18 protein-coding genes are annotated in these 17,590 nt (G+C 39.5%); 12 read left to right on the top strand and 6 right to left on the bottom strand.

Annotated features, from left to right (window positions below; genetic code table 11):
- Window positions 1–75: 75 nt before the first annotated feature.
- From QNH17_RS21330 to QNH17_RS21310, 5 genes are all read left to right on the top strand, one after another.
- Window positions 76–852: a transporter substrate-binding domain-containing protein gene (locus QNH17_RS21330; RefSeq protein ID WP_283875003.1), complete on the top strand. Its 777-nt coding sequence runs from the start codon at window positions 76–78 to the stop codon at window positions 850–852.
- Window positions 853–914: 62 nt separating this feature from the next.
- Complete coding sequence (locus QNH17_RS21325; protein WP_144547601.1) at window positions 915–1,574, top strand: amino acid ABC transporter permease; 660 nt, start codon at window positions 915–917, stop codon at window positions 1,572–1,574.
- The gene (locus QNH17_RS21320; protein ID WP_283875002.1) at window positions 1,567–2,289 is read left to right on the top strand and encodes an amino acid ABC transporter ATP-binding protein; all 723 of its coding nucleotides are present in this window, start codon (window positions 1,567–1,569) and stop codon (window positions 2,287–2,289) included. The genes QNH17_RS21325 and QNH17_RS21320 overlap by 8 nt, the downstream gene beginning before the upstream one ends.
- Window positions 2,290–2,596: 307 nt before the next feature.
- A complete protein-coding gene (locus tag QNH17_RS21315; protein WP_283875001.1) occupies window positions 2,597–3,592 on the top strand; it encodes an aromatic acid exporter family protein in 996 nt (331 codons plus the stop codon).
- A 23-nt stretch (window positions 3,593–3,615) separates the two neighbouring features.
- A complete protein-coding gene (locus QNH17_RS21310) occupies window positions 3,616–4,128 on the top strand; it encodes a L,D-transpeptidase (RefSeq protein WP_481858539.1) in 513 nt (170 codons plus the stop codon).
- A 44-nt stretch (window positions 4,129–4,172) separates the two neighbouring features.
- Here the strand turns inward: QNH17_RS21310 and prli42 are convergent, their stop codons facing one another.
- On the bottom strand, window positions 4,173–4,268 hold the full coding sequence (prli42, locus tag QNH17_RS21305) for a stressosome-associated protein Prli42 (RefSeq protein ID WP_222127296.1): 96 nt from the start codon (window positions 4,266–4,268) through the stop codon (window positions 4,173–4,175).
- A 162-nt stretch (window positions 4,269–4,430) separates the two neighbouring features.
- Between prli42 and mce the strand changes: the two genes are divergently transcribed.
- From mce to QNH17_RS21285, 4 genes are all read left to right on the top strand, one after another.
- Window positions 4,431–4,844 (top strand): methylmalonyl-CoA epimerase, encoded by a 414-nt coding sequence (gene mce, locus QNH17_RS21300; RefSeq protein WP_283874999.1) that lies wholly within the window; start codon window positions 4,431–4,433, stop codon window positions 4,842–4,844.
- Window position 4,845: 1 nt separating this feature from the next.
- The gene (locus tag QNH17_RS21295; protein WP_283874998.1) at window positions 4,846–6,396 is read left to right on the top strand and encodes an acyl-CoA carboxylase subunit beta; all 1,551 of its coding nucleotides are present in this window, start codon (window positions 4,846–4,848) and stop codon (window positions 6,394–6,396) included.
- Between the two features lie 219 nt (window positions 6,397–6,615).
- Window positions 6,616–7,737: a tripeptidase T gene (locus tag QNH17_RS21290; RefSeq protein WP_283874997.1), complete on the top strand. Its 1,122-nt coding sequence runs from the start codon at window positions 6,616–6,618 to the stop codon at window positions 7,735–7,737.
- A gap of 79 nt (window positions 7,738–7,816) precedes the next feature.
- Window positions 7,817–9,094, top strand: coding sequence for a DNA polymerase IV (locus QNH17_RS21285; protein WP_283874995.1), 1,278 nt, complete (start codon window positions 7,817–7,819; stop codon window positions 9,092–9,094).
- A gap of 47 nt (window positions 9,095–9,141) precedes the next feature.
- Here the strand turns inward: QNH17_RS21285 and zwf are convergent, their stop codons facing one another.
- Window positions 9,142–10,611, bottom strand: a complete 1,470-nt coding sequence (gene zwf / locus QNH17_RS21280) for a glucose-6-phosphate dehydrogenase (RefSeq protein WP_283879565.1) — start codon at window positions 10,609–10,611, stop codon at window positions 9,142–9,144.
- 283 nt (window positions 10,612–10,894) lie between these two features.
- Between zwf and rnz the strand changes: the two genes are divergently transcribed.
- On the top strand, window positions 10,895–11,818 hold the full coding sequence (gene rnz / locus QNH17_RS21275) for a ribonuclease Z (protein ID WP_283874993.1): 924 nt from the start codon (window positions 10,895–10,897) through the stop codon (window positions 11,816–11,818).
- 53 nt (window positions 11,819–11,871) lie between these two features.
- Here rnz and namA read toward each other — a convergent pair whose 3' ends face one another.
- The 3 genes from namA to proC all read right to left on the bottom strand — a co-directional run bounded on the left by namA (window position 11,872) and on the right by proC (window position 15,015).
- Complete coding sequence (gene namA, locus QNH17_RS21270; protein ID WP_283874992.1) at window positions 11,872–12,891, bottom strand: NADPH dehydrogenase NamA; 1,020 nt, start codon at window positions 12,889–12,891, stop codon at window positions 11,872–11,874.
- An 80-nt stretch (window positions 12,892–12,971) separates the two neighbouring features.
- Window positions 12,972–14,111, bottom strand: a complete 1,140-nt coding sequence (locus QNH17_RS21265; protein ID WP_283874990.1) for a glycosyltransferase family 2 protein — start codon at window positions 14,109–14,111, stop codon at window positions 12,972–12,974.
- Window positions 14,112–14,169: 58 nt separating this feature from the next.
- Window positions 14,170–15,015 carry a pyrroline-5-carboxylate reductase gene (proC, locus tag QNH17_RS21260; protein WP_283874988.1) on the bottom strand — a complete coding sequence of 282 codons (846 nt, stop codon included), beginning with the start codon at window positions 15,013–15,015 and terminating at the stop codon, window positions 14,170–14,172.
- A 481-nt stretch (window positions 15,016–15,496) separates the two neighbouring features.
- Between proC and QNH17_RS21255 the strand changes: the two genes are divergently transcribed.
- Window positions 15,497–16,459 carry an MBL fold metallo-hydrolase gene (locus tag QNH17_RS21255; RefSeq protein WP_283874985.1) on the top strand — a complete coding sequence of 321 codons (963 nt, stop codon included), beginning with the start codon at window positions 15,497–15,499 and terminating at the stop codon, window positions 16,457–16,459.
- A gap of 30 nt (window positions 16,460–16,489) precedes the next feature.
- Window positions 16,490–17,287, top strand: a complete 798-nt coding sequence (locus tag QNH17_RS21250) for an SDR family NAD(P)-dependent oxidoreductase (protein ID WP_283874984.1) — start codon at window positions 16,490–16,492, stop codon at window positions 17,285–17,287.
- A gap of 55 nt (window positions 17,288–17,342) precedes the next feature.
- Here QNH17_RS21250 and QNH17_RS21245 read toward each other — a convergent pair whose 3' ends face one another.
- Window positions 17,343–17,534, bottom strand: coding sequence for a YqzH family protein (locus tag QNH17_RS21245; RefSeq protein ID WP_283874983.1), 192 nt, complete (start codon window positions 17,532–17,534; stop codon window positions 17,343–17,345).
- Window positions 17,535–17,590 lie beyond the last annotated feature (56 nt).

Here is a 17,590-nt window from a genome sequence, read left to right as displayed (position 1 = left end):
TGTGTTAATATTCGTTTTGTTGAATAAAAATTCAAATCATATTAAGTCGATATTTTTATCATAGGAGGATACATCATGAAAAAAACAATTTTATTTTTTACGATGATTTTAACATTAGTGGTTTTGGCTGCTTGTGGACAGAGTAATAAAGAAGGAGCAAATGGAGGAAAGACAGCAGATAAGAAAGTATTAACAATGGCTACTTCAGCTGATTTTGCACCTTTTGAATCAAGAGACCCATCTGGTAAGGTCGAGGGCTTTGATATTGATTTAGCTAATGCCATTGCTAAAGAATTAGGTTACACACTAGACATAAAAGACATGAAGTTTGATGGGTTAATCGGTGCATTACAGGCAAAACGTGTGGACATGGTACTTGCTGGTATGTCTGCAACTGAAAAGCGTAAGCAAAATGTTGATTTCTCAACAGCATATAACCATTCAGGTGAGATGTTTATCACGCTAAAAGATTCTAATATTAAAACAATTGATGATCTTAAAGGAAAAACAGTTGGAGTACAGTTAGGAACCATTCAAGAAGAGGGGGCAAAAACTCTTCAAAAAAAGGTTGATTTTACGTTAAAGCCATTAGATAATGCAACAACATTAATTCAAGAGCTATTATCAAATCGTATCCAGGTTGCTTATATGGATAAATCAGTCGCAACCGGATATATAAAAGAACAAGGTTTAGGCGGATTTGATGATCCGACAACAAGTTCTCCTGGTATGGCTGTTGCTTTTCCAAAAGGCAGTGACTTAACTGAAAAAGTAAATAAAGCTCTAAAAGACTTGGAGAAGAATGGAAAACTCCAAGAATTAAAGGACAAGTGGTTAAAAGACCAGCAATAAGCATAAACTGAATTTCAACAAGACTAATGCTGCAAAGAAAATTATAAAGTGAGGTGTAAGGCATGAATTTGGACTTTAGCCAAATTGTGCCTTATATTCCTTTTATTTTAGAGGGAATATGGGTTACATTAAAATTTGTTATTATTTCAATTATATTAGGTTTTATCCTTGGTACAATTTTAGCTCTATGTAAAATATCACGAATCAAAGCATTAAATTGGTTTGGGGATCTATATACATCTATTTTTCGTGGGACACCATTAATCTTACAATTGATGTTAATCTATTTTGCCATTCCGCAATTAACGGGTTATGACATTTCACCATTTTTATCATCTATCCTAGCTTTTGGTTTAAATTCATCAGCTTATGTATCGGAGATAATCAGGGCCGGAATACAAGCAGTTGATAAGGGTCAAACCGAAGCAGCCCAAGCACTAGGAGTTCCTTATCGTCTAATGATGAAGGACTTGATTTTACCACAAGCACTAAAAAATATTTTACCTGCACTTATGAATGAATTTATTACCTTAACCAAAGAATCAGCCATCGTCTCGACGATTGGTTATTTAGACTTGATGCGCCGTGCACAGGTTGTTGGAGCAGATACTTATCGTAATTTTGAACCATTAATTTTTGTTGGTTTCATCTATTGGATTTTAGTTATGGTGCTTACTTTGGCAGGTAAACGGTTTGAACGGAGGCTGAAGTACAGTGATTAAAGTGGAAAACCTCTATAAACAGTTTGGAAATAACGAAGTATTAAAAAATATTTCTACAAGTATTAATAGTGGGGAAGTTGTTTCGATCATTGGACCATCGGGTTCTGGTAAATCTACCTTTCTTCGCTGCCTAAATTTGTTAGAGACACCAACCAAAGGGAAAGTTTGGATTAATAATCAAGAGCTTACCGATAGCAAAACGAATATCATGAAAGCGCGTGAACAAATCGGCATGGTTTTTCAGCACTTTTATTTATTTCCACATCTGTCGGTTTTGGATAACTTAACTTATGCACCGATGAAAGTAAAAGGCGAATCGCGGGAACTTGCTGAGAAAAAAGCCCGAGAATTGCTTGCACGCGTTGGTCTTACTGATAAAGAAAAAGCATTTCCGAATAATTTATCAGGTGGACAGAAGCAGCGTGTGGCGATCGCTCGTGCACTCGCGATGGAACCGAAGTTAATGTTATTTGATGAACCAACATCCGCACTTGACCCAGAAATGGTAAAAGAAGTACTTAATGTAATGAAGGATCTTGCGCAAACAGGAATGACCATGGCCATTGTTACCCATGAAATGGGGTTTGCTCGTGAAGTTTCTGACCGGATCATCTTCCTTGATGAAGGGGTATTATTAGAAGAAGGATCTCCTGATGAATTCTTTAATAACCCACGGACTGGCAGGGCTAAGGACTTTTTAGAAAAAGTATTGTAGAGAATCGCAATCATAAATATGAGACATTCTTGCAAAAGAATGCTTTAATAGGGATATGCTAAAGATGGTCTTAACGATCATCTTTTTATTTTTTGGCTGTGTTAAAAATTGTCTGTTGATTTCCGTTCCAGGCACTTCGCTTTCCGCGGGCGTGCCGGGGAGCCTCCTCGGCGCTTTTAGCGCCTGTGGGGTCTCCCCTGCCCCGTACTCCCGCAGGAGTCTTCGTGCCTGGAACGAAGGCCAACAGAGTGTCAAAATCAACATTAATCTTTAACAAAGCCTATTTTTCTATTTTGGAGAGGTAACTATGAAATTTCGGATTGGATATCGGACAATTAAAACAGCTGTTGGGACAGCCATTTCAATTTTACTTGCTCAGCAGTTAGGACTGCAGAACTTCGCTTCTGCAGGAATACTTACCATATTATGTATTCAGGTGACAAAGCGGAGGTCACTCAGAACGGCATGGGCTCGGTTTTTAGCCTGTGTATTAGCGATGCCTTTTTCGGCCGTCTTTTTTGAAGGAATCTCCTATCATCCGATTGTAATAGGTGTTATGTTATTTTTCTTTATCCCAACCATAGTAATGCTGAAGGCGCCCGACGGAATTGTGACGAGTAGTGTTATTATTTTACATATTTATATGGCCCAAAAAATAACCTTGGCTATTTTTTTTAATGAGCTTGGGGTAATCACCATTGGTATTGGGGTCGCACTACTTATTAATCTTTATATGCCAAGTGTTGAGAAAAAACTAAAGGATTATCAAAGTGAAATTGAGGAGAATTTTAGAATCATCTTCGTTGAAATAGTCCGTTATTTACGTACTGGGGATAGTAATTGGGATGGAAAAGAGATTACGGATGGGGCTCGTTTACTTGATGAAGCGATAGCCATAGCCCTTCAGGATGTTGAAAATCATTTTTTACGAGATGAGAATCTTTATTTTCATTATTTTAAAATGAGACAAAAGCAATTTGAAATTATCGAACGTGTCTTACCAATTGTCACTTCTATTACCCGGACGGTAAAGCAAGGGCATATGGTAGCTGAGTTTCTGGAAGAACTCTCTGAAAATGTCCATCCTGGAAATACAGCTTATATTTATCTTGAAAAATTAAGAGAAATGAAAAAGGAATTTGAGGAAATGGAGCTCCCAAAGACAAGAGAAGAATTTGAAACGAGGGCTGCTCTGTTGCAGTTAGTAAATGAAATGAACGAATATCTGATTATTAAAAGTTCATTTAAGGGAATAAAAACATCAGCAATAGTGAATGAACAGAAGAAGATTGAAGCAAACTAGGGAAAAAAAGGCAGGTGGCTGCTTTGATAAAAATTTTTTCGCCAATCCTGATTGCTTTTTTCATGTCACCACTTTGGCCATTGGGGCCAAACCCTATGCCAGGCGATCCATTTCTTATTGTGAATAAAAGTAAAAATGAAATGGCTTTTATCAATGAAAACAAAGTACAAACGGTTGTAAGTGTCGGAACTGGAAAAACACAAGAGCTGACACCTGAAGGAATTTTTACCATTACGGTAAAGGCCAGAGAACCTTATTTTCGGAAAGGGAATATTCCTGGAGGAGATCCAAAGAATCCACTGGGAGCGAGGTGGATTGGCTTTGATGCAAAAGGAACAGATGGTAGAACCTATGGCATCCATGGAACGAATCAGCCTGCTTCAATCGGAAAATATGTCTCTCAAGGCTGTATCCGCACTCAAAATGAAGTGGTTACCTCGCTATATCCAGTCATTCCATTAGGAACAAAAGTATTAGTAATTTCTTCAAAAAAATCATATGAGACACTTGCAAAAGATCATGGAGCGATGAAATAGGAAAAGGGACTGTTCGTTTGAACAGTCCCTTTTCCTATATCTATCTATAGAAATGAACCAATTCCTATTAGGAGAGTTGAGGCAAGCATAGCAAATAACATTAAATAAACAATGATTTTCCTCGATTTCTTACTATTCAATATGGGTACCTCCCTTAACATTTTAAAACTTTACTTATATTGTACAAGGAAATGCAAAAATGAACAACGGAACAACTAAGTAATTAAGGAAGGATTTATGAACTTTTTAACGAATAAGATTATTGTCGAATAAATTTTAATATTTAGAACAGAGGGGTAAAAATGATTAAAAAAGTCGACCATATTGGAATTGCGGTGAAGTCTATTGAGAAAGCGCTTCCCTTTTATACCGATGTGTTAAATCTGCCTTTGATTGGAACCGAAGAGGTGGATACTCAAAAGGTAAAAGTGGCCTTTTTACAGGCGGGCAGTACAAAGCTTGAACTACTTGAGCCTACATCAGAAGAAAGTGCCATCGCCAAATTTATCGAAAAACGCGGTGAGGGAATTCACCATGTTGCCCTCGGAGTGGACTCGATCGAAGAAAGAATTCGCGAAATAAAGGAACAAGGGATACGTATGATTGACGAGCAGTCAAGACCTGGGGCAGGTGGGGCAAACATTGCTTTCATGCATCCAAAATCGACATCTGGGGTATTATTCGAACTTTGTGAGAAGAAAGGGATGAAGGGGTAAAATGATAGACATCTATGAAAAGATAAATGAGTTGTATGATAAACGCAGAGAGGTTGAGATGGGCGGCGGCGATGAGAGAATCGAGAAGCAGCATCAAAAAGGCAAACTGACTGCTAGAGAAAGAATCGATCTTTTAGTAGACAAAGGAACATTTTTTGAGTTAAATCCTTTCATTGAGCACCGTACGAATGATTTTGGCCTTGATGAACAAAAGGGCCCAGGGGACGGAGTTGTAACTGGATACGGGAAAGTTAACGGTCGTCCCATTTATCTTTTCTCGCAGGATTTTACTGTTTTTGGCGGGGCATTAGGGGAAATGCATGCCAAAAAGATTGCTAATGTGATGGATTTAGCAGCGAAAAATGGAGCACCTTTTGTCGGTTTAAATGATTCCGGTGGGGCGCGCATTCAAGAAGGCGTTGTATCATTAGATGGGTACGGACATATTTTTTACCGAAATGCGATTTATTCCGGTGTCATTCCGCAAATATCGGTAATTATGGGTCCATGTGCGGGTGGTGCAGTCTATTCACCAGCGATTACTGATTTTGTATTTATGGTGGAAAAGACGAGTCAGATGTTTATTACTGGACCTAAAGTCATTGAAACAGTGACAGGTGAGAAGATTTCAGCTGAGGAATTAGGTGGTGCGAATGTCCATAGCTCCATTAGTGGAAATGCCCATTTTCAAGCTGATTCAGAGGAAGAAGTGTTACTAAACGTCCGCAGGTTGTTAAGCTATCTTCCGCAGAATAATGAGGAGAAGGCTCCTAGGTTTGAGGTACAGGATGACGAAGATTATCGTCCAGATTTAATGGATGTTATTCCATTTGATACAGTACGTCCATATGATGTCCGCAAAGTTATCGAGCAAGTGGTTGACGAGAACAGTTTCATGGAAGTTCAAAAGGATTTTGCTAGAAATATTGTTGTTGGATTTGCTCGAATTAAAGGTGAATCTGTAGGTCTTGTTTGTAATCAGCCAAAGGTAATGGCTGGCGGCCTGGATATTGATTCTTCTGATAAAGCGGCTCGATTTATCAGAACCTGTGATTCTTTTAATATCCCAATTATCACGTTTGAGGATGTGACAGGCTTCTTCCCAGGAGTTAAGCAGGAACACGGTGGGATCATTCGCCACGGGGCAAAAATATTATTTGCTTATTCCGAGGCGACCGTTCCAAAGTTAACAGTAATTTTAAGAAAAGCTTATGGCGGTGCCTATGTTGCGTTAAATAGTAAATCAATTGGTGCCGATTTGGTATTTGCCTGGCCAAATGCTGAAATTGCGGTTATGGGACCTCAAGGTGCAGCTAATATTATTTTTGCGAAGGAAATTAACAATAGTGAGAATCCAGAACTGACAAGACAGCAGAAAATTGATGAATACCGCGAAAAGTTTGCCAATCCTTATGTGGCAGCAAGCAGAGGGATGGTCGATGATGTCATTGACCCACGCGAAACCAGAATGAAAATTGTCCAAGGCTTAGAAATGCTTAGAAACAAGAAAGAGTCAAGACCTTATAAAAAGCACGGTAACATCCCGTTATAAAAGAAAATCTCTATCGGTTTGTACTCTCAATTTGATGATATTACTGGTAAAAGGTATACTGAAATAAGAAAAGAGGAAGCGCCTTGACCAGGGGCGTGAGTCTAGACGAGCCGGCTAGAAGGTTGCTCTTTAACCTTCTGGACGGATTGGCTGTAGACCTTCGAGCCCCTAGGCGCTGGAGCTGGACATTAGTGAGTATATAATTGGAGGGTCAATCTAATGGTTAATCAAGAACGTCTATTAAATGAGTTTTTAGAACTTGTGCAAATTGACTCAGAAACGAAATTTGAGACTGAAATTGCCAAGGTATTAAAACAAAAATTTTCAGAACTTGGTCTTGAAGTGTTTGAAGACGATACAACAGCTGTGACAGGGCACGGTGCAGGAAATTTAGTTTGCACGCTAGCGGCAACTAAAGAGGGTGTTGACCCGATTTATTTTACTTGTCATATGGATACTGTTACACCAGCTAAAGGAGTAAAGCCTTCTATAAAGGACGGCTATGTGGTTACAGATGGCACAACAATCTTAGGTGCCGATGATAAAACCGGAATTTCTGTTATGCTTGAAACCATCCGTCAGTTAAAAGAACAAAACCTCCCACATGGTTTGATTCAATTCGTGATTACCGTTGGGGAAGAGTCCGGACTTGTTGGTGCAAAAGCACTTGATTCCTCACTGATAAAAGCAAAATTCGGTTATGCTTTGGATAGCGATGGCTTAGTTGGTAATGTTGTTGTAGCTGCTCCAACACAAGCAAAGGTAAAAACTATTATTTACGGTAAAACAGCTCATGCGGGTGTTGCACCTGAAAAAGGTGTTTCCGCGATTACGATTGCTGCAAAATCGATTGCGAAGATGCCGTTAGGAAGAATCGATCATGAAACAACTGCTAACATTGGACGCTTTGAGGGTGGTCAAGCAACCAATATCGTTTGTGATCGTGTGGATATTTTAGCTGAGGCCCGTTCATTAATCCCTGAAAAAATGCAAGCTCAGGTAAGCAAAATGAAAGAAGCATTTGAAACAGTAGCAGCAGAAATGGGCGGCAGAGCCGAAGTTAATGTAGAGGTCATGTATCCAGGCTTTAAATTTGGCGAAGGCGACCATGTTGTCGAAGTAGCTCGTAAGGCAGCTGCAAAAATCGGCCGTAGTTGTGAACTTCAGCATAGCGGCGGAGGCAGTGATGCCAACGTATTTGCTGGCTTTAATATTCCTACTGTCAATCTAGCTGTTGGCTATGAAGAAATTCATACAACCAATGAGCGTATGCCAGTGGAAGAATTGTATAAACTGGCAGAAATGACACTTGCGATTATCGATGAAGTAGCAAATCAATAATCTAATGAAAGGAGAACCTAACCGAGGGTTCTCCTTTTTGATATACTAAGGGAAGAATATGCGTTAAGGAAGTGCCAGCATGAAGGAAATGTACCCGAAAAACGGAAAAGTCATTTTACATGTAGATATGAATAGCTTTTATGCATCCGTCGAAATGGCCTATGACCCCAATCTTAAAGGGAAACCGCTCGCGATTGCTGGAAATGTAGAAGAGCGCAGAGGAATTATTGTCACCTGCAATTACGAAGCTAGAAAATTTGGTGTCAAAACAACGATGCCGCTTTGGGAAGCGAAAAAACTTTGTCCTCAGTTAATCGTGATGAAACCGAATTTTGAACGGTATCGAGCTGTTTCAATTGGCATGTTTGAAATTCTCAGGCATTATTCAGAACTTGTAGAACCTGTCTCCATTGATGAAGGATACTTAGATATTACAGAAAGTTTTGAATATGGAAGTCCAATCGAGATTGCTCAAAGCATTCAAAAAAGGATATTAGAACAACTAGATATTCCTTGCAGTATTGGGATCGCTCCTAATAAATTTTTAGCGAAAACCGCCTCAGATATGAAAAAGCCAATGGGAATTACCATTCTTCGAAAACGTGATATTCCCAAAGTTCTTTGGCCGTTGAATACAAATGAAATGCATGGCGTTGGAAAGAAGACAGCGGAAAAATTACAGACGATTGGGATTCATACCATTGGTGAGTTAGCAAAAGGAAATGAGATTCAATTAAAAACACTGCTTGGCATTAATGGAATTCGATTAAAAGAACGAGCCAATGGGATTGATCATCGCCCTGTTGACCCGGAAGCAATTGAGGAATTTAAGAGTATTGGCAATTCAACCACTCTTCCTCGGGACGTCAGCAATCAGCAGGAACTTTTTCGTGTATTAACAGCATTAGCTGAAACGGTTTCCGTAAGGCTGAAGCGAAAGAAGGTTTTAGCTGGAACTCTTGGAATAACTATTCGCTACAAGGATCGAAGAACGATTACCAGAAGTAAAAAACTTCCCAATCCTATTAATCAAAATGAGGACATTTCTTCCTTTGCACAGCAGATTTTTCTAAAAGCTTGGAATGGGGACGCTGTTAGGCTGTTAGGAATTACAGGAAATGATTTAGTTGATCATGACCATGCCTTTAAACAGTTAGATTTATTTTCCTATGAAAAGGATGCCAAAAAAGAGCCTTTACTTAATACACTGTCCAGTCTCCGTGCAAAATACGGTAAAAAAATCATTGAAAATGCAGGGGAGCACCAGGCTCCTTCCTCGGATAATATCGGTACTGGAACAAGTTTTAATAAAGATTTTCTCCAATTACCTCCCAATAAAATAAATAAACCAGACTAAAAAGCACCACTTTTGCTATCATAACAAAAGTAGTGCTTTTGAATTTTTTATTTACACATATCTACTTCTAAATCAGTTACTGGCCACCAGAAGAAGCCGTCTTTTTCTAAAAGCTCATCCGACGCTTTCGGTCCCGTGGTCCCGGATTGATAATTAGGAAAGTTTTCAGCCTTCGTGTTTTCCCAAACTGCCGAAATTTTATCAACAAAACTCCAAGAATAGGCCACTTCATCCCAATGGGTAAAATTCGTGGCATCGCCTCGCATACAATCGTAAAGGAGCTTCTCATAGCCTTCAGGAGTATTCATCGCATGGATGCCGGTATTGGCAAAGCTCATTCTTACTTCCTGAGCATCTAAGTGTCCGCCTGCTTTTTTTGCGTTAAGATGTAATGTAATTCCCTCTTCAGGTTGAATATGAATTACAAGGAGATTTGGGTTTAGCATTTTTTCCGTTTGATAATATAAATTCATCGGAATATCTTTAAATTGAACGACAATTTTGGTTGATTTTGTTGACATCCTTTTTCCTGTCCGAATGTAGAACGGAACACCAGCCCAGCGGAAATTATCAATCATGATTTTACCAGCAACAAAGGTTTCTGTATTTGATTCTTTGTCCACCATCGTTTCATCACGATAAGCAGGAACTGGAACATCCTCAACCGTACCCTCACCGTATTGGCCGCGAACAAAATAATCATTAACCTTTTCTCCCTCAACCGACCGAAGTGCACGAAACACACGAACTTTTTCGGAACGAATTTCATCGGTGGAGAGGTTGATTGGTGGCTCCATCGCAAGCAAGGCTACCATTTGCATCATGTGGTTTTGAAGCATATCTCTAAGTGCGCCGCTTGTTTCATAATAACGGCCCCGTTCTTCAACCCCGAGTATTTCACTAGAGGTAATTTGAATATTTGAAATATAACGATTATTCCAAAGCGGTTCAAATATAGCATTGGCGAATCGAATTACTTCTATATTCCGCACCATTTCTTTTCCTAAATAATGATCGATACGATATACTTCTTTTTCTTTAAATGCACTTCTAATTTGTCTATTTAACTCGATGGCAGATTCTAAGTCATGTCCGAATGGTTTCTCAATGACGAGGCGTTTATAACCCTTTACCTCTGTAAGTTTGTCTGATTTTAAGTGTAAAGCAATCGTTCCGAAAAATTCAGGAGCCATGGCAAGGTAAAAGATACGATTGCCTTCTAATTGATAGTTTTGATCAATCTCATCTGCTAAATTTTTTAACAATGCGTAAGAGTTGGAATCACTAACATCATGCGATTGATAGTAAAAATGCGAGATAAAATCATCAATCTTATCTTTATTTCCTAAGGCTGAGATGACCGAGTCTTTGACTGAATGCTGAAATTCATCATTGGATAGCGATCTTCTTGCAACCCCAACCACCGCAAATTTAGTTAATTTTCCTTTCTCAAATAACCGGTAAAGGGAAGGAAACAACTTCCGCTTTGCTAAATCACCAGTCGCACCAAAAATCATAATTAATGAAGTCATGTTTCCAGTTTGCTCCAAAGTAAATACCTCTTTTCTGTTTATGTAAAATTGCATATTACTCTTATGTTTATATTGTTTGATTTTATCTCATTCGTCTAGACTTCGCAAAAATAATACAACGTAATTAGACAATTTCTTTTATTTTTCACATAATAATTCCTGATATTCACTTATCACTAGCTGCCCTTGGAGGAGAAAATAATATTTGTTTGTGCTATATTATCAATATTGGAAACAAAGGAACGGAATTTGAGAGGAGTTTATTATTGTGGATATTTTTTTCCTAGGAACAGGGGCTGGAATGCCGGCAAAACTCCGCAATGTCACGTCTATTGCACTGAAATTGCTTGAGGAGCGGGGGGCTGTTTGGTTGTTCGATGCCGGTGAGGCTACCCAGCATCAAATTTTACATACTTCTATAAAACCGCGGCGAATTGAAAAAATCTTTATTACCCACCTTCACGGTGATCATATCTACGGGCTGCCAGGATTATTATCGAGCCGCTCTTTTCAAGGCGGGGAATCTGAGGTAACGGTTTATGGTCCCAAAGGGATAAAAGACTATATTCATGTCAGCCTTTCGATAAGTCAGACTTATTTGAAATATCCTTTAGTTGTTATTGAAATCGAAGAGGGAATTATTTTTGAAGATGAGCAGTTTACGGTGGAAGTCAGACGGCTTGACCACGGAATACCTTCCTATGGGTATCGAATTGTAGAAAAGGACAGACCTGGAACATTGCTTGCTGATAAGTTGAAGGAAGCGGGTGTACAGCCTGGACCTATTTTTAGAAAAATTAAGAATGGTGAAGCTGTAACCCTGGATGACGGAAGGACAATTGATCCTAAGGAGTTTCTTGGTCCGGAACAGAAGGGGAGAGTTGTTACGATTTTAGGTGATACCCGCTATTGCGAAAATGCAATTTTCTTGGCTAAGAATGCCGATCTACTGGTACATGAAGCGACTTTTTCTGCTAATGAAGAAAAGCTGGCCCATGACTATTTTCATTCAACCACACATCAAGCTGCCGATGTTGCAAAGAAGGCCGGTTGTAAGCTGCTATGTCTAACCCACATTAGCTCTCGTTATGATCGAAATGCTTGGCAAGAATTAGTAGATGAGGCGAAAGAAGTATTCCTGAATACGGATATTGCTGAGGATTTTAAAGAAATAAACCTGCCACTCAAGTAATGTAAAAACGCACTTACCATAAAAATTAGGTAAGTGCGTTTGATTTATACGATTCAAATCCAGCCGCGTTCGTATGGCTTTGGTCCTTCGATACTTACGTTAAGTTCCTTGGCTGCAGTCCGCGGCCAATATGGATCGCGAAGTAATTCACGAGCTAAGAAGACTAAATCTGCTCTTTCATTTTGTAAAATTTCTTCCGCTTGAATCCCTGTAGTAATTAACCCTACAGCGCCGGTGGAAATGCTAGCACCATTCTTAATGGTTTCAGAGTATTTTACTTGGTATCCAGGATATACGTCAATATGGGCGGGGACAACCGCACCAGAACTTACATCGATTAAATCGACACCCTGTTCTTTCATCCATTGACTATAAGTTATGTAATCATTTGGTGTTAACCCTTCTTCGTGGTAATCATGTGCAGAAACTCTCACAAATAATGGACCTTCCCAAACGGTTTTTACTGCATCAATCACTTCTCGGAGGAATCTGTAGCGGTTTTGGGCAGAGCCACCGTATTCATCGGTTCTTTTATTGGATAGAGGTGATAGGAATTCATTGATAAGGTACCCATGAGCGCCATGGATTTCAATCACATCGAAACCGGCTTTTGCTGCACGCTTCGCCCCTTTTTTAAATGCTTCGATTGTTTCTTCAATATCCGTTTTGGACATTTCCTTTGGCGTTTTCATTTTCTCATTAAAAGCTAATGCAGATGGGGCAAGAATTTCACCTTCTAATACGGCTTTTCTGCCGGCATGGGCGAGTTGAATTCCTGTTTGGGCTCCTTGCTCTTTCATTAGACTAACAAGCTCTCTAAAACCTTCTATATGCTCATCGCTCCAGATCCCTAAATCTCTAGTTGAAATCCTTCCTTGAGGTGTTACGGAAGTTGCTTCAACTATAATCAGACCAACCTGACCAACGGCTCTGGTTGTATAGTGAGTGCGATGCCAGTTTTGGATATGGCCATCTTCGTTATGGCTCGAATACATGCACATCGGTGCCATGACAATACGATTTTTAAATGTGATACCTTTTATGGTATAGGGGGAAAATAGTTTTATTGCCATTTAGAAGCCTCCCGAAATCAATAATAAACATTCCTTTTATAGTATAGCAAAAGGAATGTTTTATTGAAAAAACTAAGCTTCTACTCTTTTTCTCTGAGTTCGCTTAACCGATAGGTGGTTCCCCTCCAAACAATACCGCCACGCTTAAAGGTTAGAAGGCTCGCCCGAATAATCGAATATATAAACAACAGGGCAGTGATTGGCAAAACCAAAAACATGAGCGGGGAGAATAGGGTTAATTTTCTTATGACCATTACATAAAGTATTCCGCTTAGCATGATATTTCCAAAGGATAATAGGACAACAGTCTTGTTCCCGGAAAAAATCGTCACAAAGGGCAAAACGTTAGTGATAAAAACCCCGAGGATTGCAAATATAACCATGCTGATTCGGTAGTGTAATCCGGCAAATGTATTCTTTTCTAGGCCGATAAAAGCTTCTTTTAAACTTCCATACCATTCTACTTCAATTAAATGTAATGCAGTTACAATACTTTGTCGATAGCCAGCTTTTTTCATCTTCATCCCGAGCTGTAAGTCATCATCCGGACGCATTTTTATTCTTTCATGTGTTCCAAAAGACTCATAAGCTTCTTTTAAAACTAGATTAAAAGCGCCGATTCCAGTTCCAATCTTTGATTTGGGGTTGTTGGCTAACCACGGACGTTTGAAATATGAAAAGCCAAACAGGAAAAAGGCAACAAATGTTTTTAACCAAAACCGGTTAGCGCTTAAGTTTGGCGCAGCAGTTAGGTGCTCCAAGTCATTCCTTTCAAAATAATGAAGCGCTTTTGCGAATGCTTGTTTTTCAAATTGTATGTCTGCATCAGTAAACAACAGCCATCTACCTGAAGCTTGACGTGCACCCGTGTACAAGGCGTTATTCTTCCCAAGCCAGCCCTCAGGTAATTTTTCAATATGGATGACCTTTATGCGCGGGTCTTTTGTTGTTAATTCCTCCATGATATTACCAGTGGCATCCGTAGACCGATCATTGACGAGAATCCATTCTACATTTTTGTAGGTTTGCTCTAACTGGCTGAGGATACTTGCAGCTATTTGCTTTTCCTCATTACGGGCAGCAACCACTACAGACAACAATGATCCATGCTCTAAGCCTGCTTCTTTTTCTAATGGATCTATTTTTCGCAAACCAATTATTCCGTCTATAAGAAAGATAATCCAGACTAGAATTCCTAAAGAAAATAAGATCGTTAGCATGCCTGACACTTCCCTAGCCTTTTTTCCTAGTTTAATGTAATAAAGGCAAAAAGCCAATTTAGGAAGGTTGGTCAGCAGTTTGAAGCTTAGAACTTAATTCCATTCCCATTTTTTTAGATTGGGCCGTTGCTGCTTTGATACAAGAAATGAATGCTTCTTGGACCCCGTGTTCCTCAAGCACTCGAATCCCAGCTTCTGTAGTTCCGCCAGGGCTTGTTACATCTTTGCGCAGCTGGGTAGAGGACTTACTTGAGTTTTTGACCATTTCCGCTGCACCGAGCAGTGTTTGTACAATCAATTCACTGGCCATCTCTTTTTCTAGACCTACTTCAACAGCACTTTTCTCCATTGCTTCAATTAGATAATAAATATAGGCGGGGCCACTCCCGGAAAGGCCAGTAACGGCATCTAACTGTTCTTCCTCCACAACGGAAGCCAAGCCGACGGTGCCAAATAAGTTTTTAGTTGTTTCTAACTGAGAATCGGTAACACGATGATTCACCGCAACAGCAGTGGCCGATTTTCCAACAGCTGCCGAGGTATTTGGCATCGACCTTACAATCGCAAGTGGTACTCTTGCCAATGTTTCAATGGTATCCATGGATACACCTGCTAAGACAGAGACGATGAGCATCTCCTCTGTTAAGTGTTCACGAATCGAGTGAATGGCAGTGGCGACGTCCTTTGGTTTCATGGCTAACATCACAATGTCTGCTTGATCAAACAGTTCATTCAAATTATAAGTCGTTTGAATTCCATAACGTGTTTTTAAGTTAGCTAATCTTTCTTGATTAGAATTATTTGTGATCCATATATTTTTTTTATCAATAAATCCATTTTCAAGAATTCCTGAAATGAATGCTTCAGCCATCGATCCTGCACCAATAATTGCGATTTTTTTCATGTATGTTCCTCCTTTATTTTCTCAAAAAAAACAAAAGACCCCTCATCCGTAAAGGACGAAAGGTCTAACTTCCGTGGTACCACCTTCATTACCCTCACATCATTTCCATAAGGGTTCACTCGACTCCGATAACGCCGGATATACGTTAGGTTTTCCTAAGTGCTCCTAAGGTAGGTTCAATGATTAAGAGGGCGGTGAAGTCTTTCAGCCGTCGAACTTCACTCTCTTTCGCCATTTCTCATTTACTGGCCTTACTCATCGCTTTAGCGAATTAAATTTTTACTAGATTATGCAAGATAAACAACCTATCTGTCAATAGTTAAATTTAGAGAATTTTTTATTTTTTCTAAAAAATTATGCAGTAATAATGACATTTGGTTAAAATATCGCTACACTTTAGTATATATCATAAATGTCACATAATGTTCATATCTATATCAATGGATTCTTTATTGGAAAATAATGATAAGGGGATTTAGGAATGACAAAATGGAAAGACGGAATAGCAAAAATTACGGTGCCAACTCCTTTTGCTGTTGGGGATGTCAATGTTTATTTGATTAAAGGCGATCGTTTAACGCTTGTTGACGCTGGAGTAAAAACTGAACAGGCTTGGGAGTCGTTTAATGTTCAAATGGGAGATATAGGGTTAAGTCCAGCGGATATCGAGCAAGTAATTCTAACACATCATCATCCAGATCATGTGGGGATGCTTGATTTTCTTCCAGATACCTTAGAAGTATACGGTCATCATCTGAATGAACGATGGATTCAACCAACAGAAGCTTTTTTTCAAGAACAAGAAGAATTTTTTCGTATTCATTTTCTAGAGTTCGGACTGCCTGAGGAATACTTTCCTTTACTTTCAAAATTAAGAAAAACATTGAAATATTCTTGCAACCGCTCATTGACCGGACATCTTGTTGAGGGAATGAGACCTCCTGGGCTAAATGAATGGCAGGTCATTGAAACACCAGGTCATGCCCAAAGCCACATTGCCCTGTACCGGGAAAAGGATGGGATTTTAATTGGCGGAGATTTGATTTTAGCACATATTTCACCCAATCCATTGTTAGAGCCGCCGGCCCCTGGTGAAATTGAAAGACCGAAGCCACAGCTGCAGCATAATGACTCGATGAAGAAGCTGCTTTCGTATCCCATTCAATGTGTCTATACAGGGCATGGGGAGGAAGTTTATAAGTTAGCAGAGTTGGTTGATAAACGATTAGTGCGGCAGCACGAGCGGGCCATGACAGTTCATAGCTGGTTAAAAGAAGAAGAGTTGACCGTATTTGAAATTTGTAAACGCTTGTTTCCGTCTGTTTACCAGCGCGAACTGATGCTGACCATTTCCGAAACCGTCGCACAACTTGACTATTTATCATCTATTGGGGAGATTAGTAGTAAGGGGACAAATCCTGTTCTTTTTCAGGCTAAATTTTAGCTTTGGAATCAACTCAGATGAGGTGTAGAAATGATTAGGGAACAATTAAAAGGTAAAAATATTGTGATAACTGGTGCATCTGGAGGTATCGGAGCGGAAATCGCCAAGCTATGTGCGTCTAGCGGTGCCAATCTTGTGCTATTAGCCCGAAGTATTGGTAAACTCGAACAATTGCGAATGGAACTCCAGCAAAAGCATCCGGTTAAAGTGGTTGTTTATCAGTTGGATGTGTCAGATACAGTTCAGGTACAGAAGATATTTCAACGGATTTTCGATACAATCGGAGATATTGATATTCTTGTCAATAATGCTGGTTTTGGAGTTTTCCGTGAAGCCCATTTGGCGACAGTGGATGAAATCAAGGGAATGTTTGATGTGAATGTGGTGGGGCTTATGGCCTGCACAAGCATGGTGCTGCCGAAAATGCGTGAAAGGCGTTTTGGGCATATAATCAATATTGCCTCCCAAGCTGGGAAAATTGCCACGCCTAAATCAAGTGTCTATTCAGCTTCTAAGCATGCGGTTCTTGGTTACACCAACTCACTGCGGATGGAATTAGCAGATTTTAATGTACTTGTGACCTCTGTGAATCCTGGTCCAATCGCTACCAATTTTTTTAATATTGCTGACGAAAAAGGCACCTATGTTAAAAATGTGCAGAGATTTATGCTTAAGCCCGAGTATGTTGCCGAGAAGGTCGTCAACAGTATGCTTACGAAAACTAGGGAGATTAATTTGCCTCGTTGGATGAATATGGGAAGCGTCGTGTACGTGCTATTCCCCCGACTGTTTGAGCGGATTGGCAGACGGGCTTTTAATCAGAAATAAACATTGAAGTAGTAAGCCTCTTTATCGGGGGCTTTTTTTGTTTTGAAGGTATAAATTAGCCTGTTAAAAATTCATACACCGTATCATTGATGACCTCATATAAGTTTGCGGTTGGTTCGTCCTCTTTTAATTGGAGAATTCGCTTTGTGAGCATTTCCAAATCCTTTTCACCAATAGGCATGGAGTCCGCATCGTAATATTGTTTAAAGCAATTTTTGATCATTTTCACAACTAGTTTTTTATCCATAAACATGCACCTCACTCACATTATACTATTTTTTATCGAGCTTCCATAAATGAAAA

The organism is Neobacillus sp. SuZ13, from assembly GCF_030123365.1.
Lineage (GTDB): Bacteria > Bacillota > Bacilli > Bacillales > Cytobacillaceae > Neobacillus.
The sequence above is the reverse complement of the archived record's forward strand: the minus strand, read 5'-3'. Positions and strand labels throughout refer to the sequence as shown.

What these genes read in the sequence shown, in the direction of transcription:
- proC (WP_283874988.1), bottom strand. Translation starts at nt 15,015, where the DNA reads ATGAAAAAAATCGCAATTATTGGTGCAGGATCGATGGCTGAAGCATTC.
- namA (WP_283874992.1), bottom strand. Translation starts at nt 12,891, where the DNA reads ATGGCAATAAAACTATTTTCCCCCTATACCATAAAAGGTATCACATTT.
- QNH17_RS21290 (WP_283874997.1), top strand. Translation starts at nt 6,616, where the DNA reads ATGGTTAATCAAGAACGTCTATTAAATGAGTTTTTAGAACTTGTGCAA.
- zwf (WP_283879565.1), bottom strand. Translation starts at nt 10,611, where the DNA reads ATGATTTTTGGTGCGACTGGTGATTTAGCAAAGCGGAAGTTGTTTCCT.
- QNH17_RS21255 (WP_283874985.1), top strand. Translation starts at nt 15,497, where the DNA reads ATGACAAAATGGAAAGACGGAATAGCAAAAATTACGGTGCCAACTCCT.
- QNH17_RS21250 (WP_283874984.1), top strand. Translation starts at nt 16,490, where the DNA reads ATGATTAGGGAACAATTAAAAGGTAAAAATATTGTGATAACTGGTGCA.
- QNH17_RS21330 (WP_283875003.1), top strand. Translation starts at nt 76, where the DNA reads ATGAAAAAAACAATTTTATTTTTTACGATGATTTTAACATTAGTGGTT.
- QNH17_RS21325 (WP_144547601.1), top strand. Translation starts at nt 915, where the DNA reads ATGAATTTGGACTTTAGCCAAATTGTGCCTTATATTCCTTTTATTTTA.
- QNH17_RS21265 (WP_283874990.1), bottom strand. Translation starts at nt 14,111, where the DNA reads ATGCTAACGATCTTATTTTCTTTAGGAATTCTAGTCTGGATTATCTTT.
- mce (WP_283874999.1), top strand. Translation starts at nt 4,431, where the DNA reads ATGATTAAAAAAGTCGACCATATTGGAATTGCGGTGAAGTCTATTGAG.
- QNH17_RS21285 (WP_283874995.1), top strand. Translation starts at nt 7,817, where the DNA reads ATGAAGGAAATGTACCCGAAAAACGGAAAAGTCATTTTACATGTAGAT.
- QNH17_RS21295 (WP_283874998.1), top strand. Translation starts at nt 4,846, where the DNA reads ATGATAGACATCTATGAAAAGATAAATGAGTTGTATGATAAACGCAGA.
- QNH17_RS21315 (WP_283875001.1), top strand. Translation starts at nt 2,597, where the DNA reads ATGAAATTTCGGATTGGATATCGGACAATTAAAACAGCTGTTGGGACA.
- QNH17_RS21245 (WP_283874983.1), bottom strand. Translation starts at nt 17,534, where the DNA reads ATGGATAAAAAACTAGTTGTGAAAATGATCAAAAATTGCTTTAAACAA.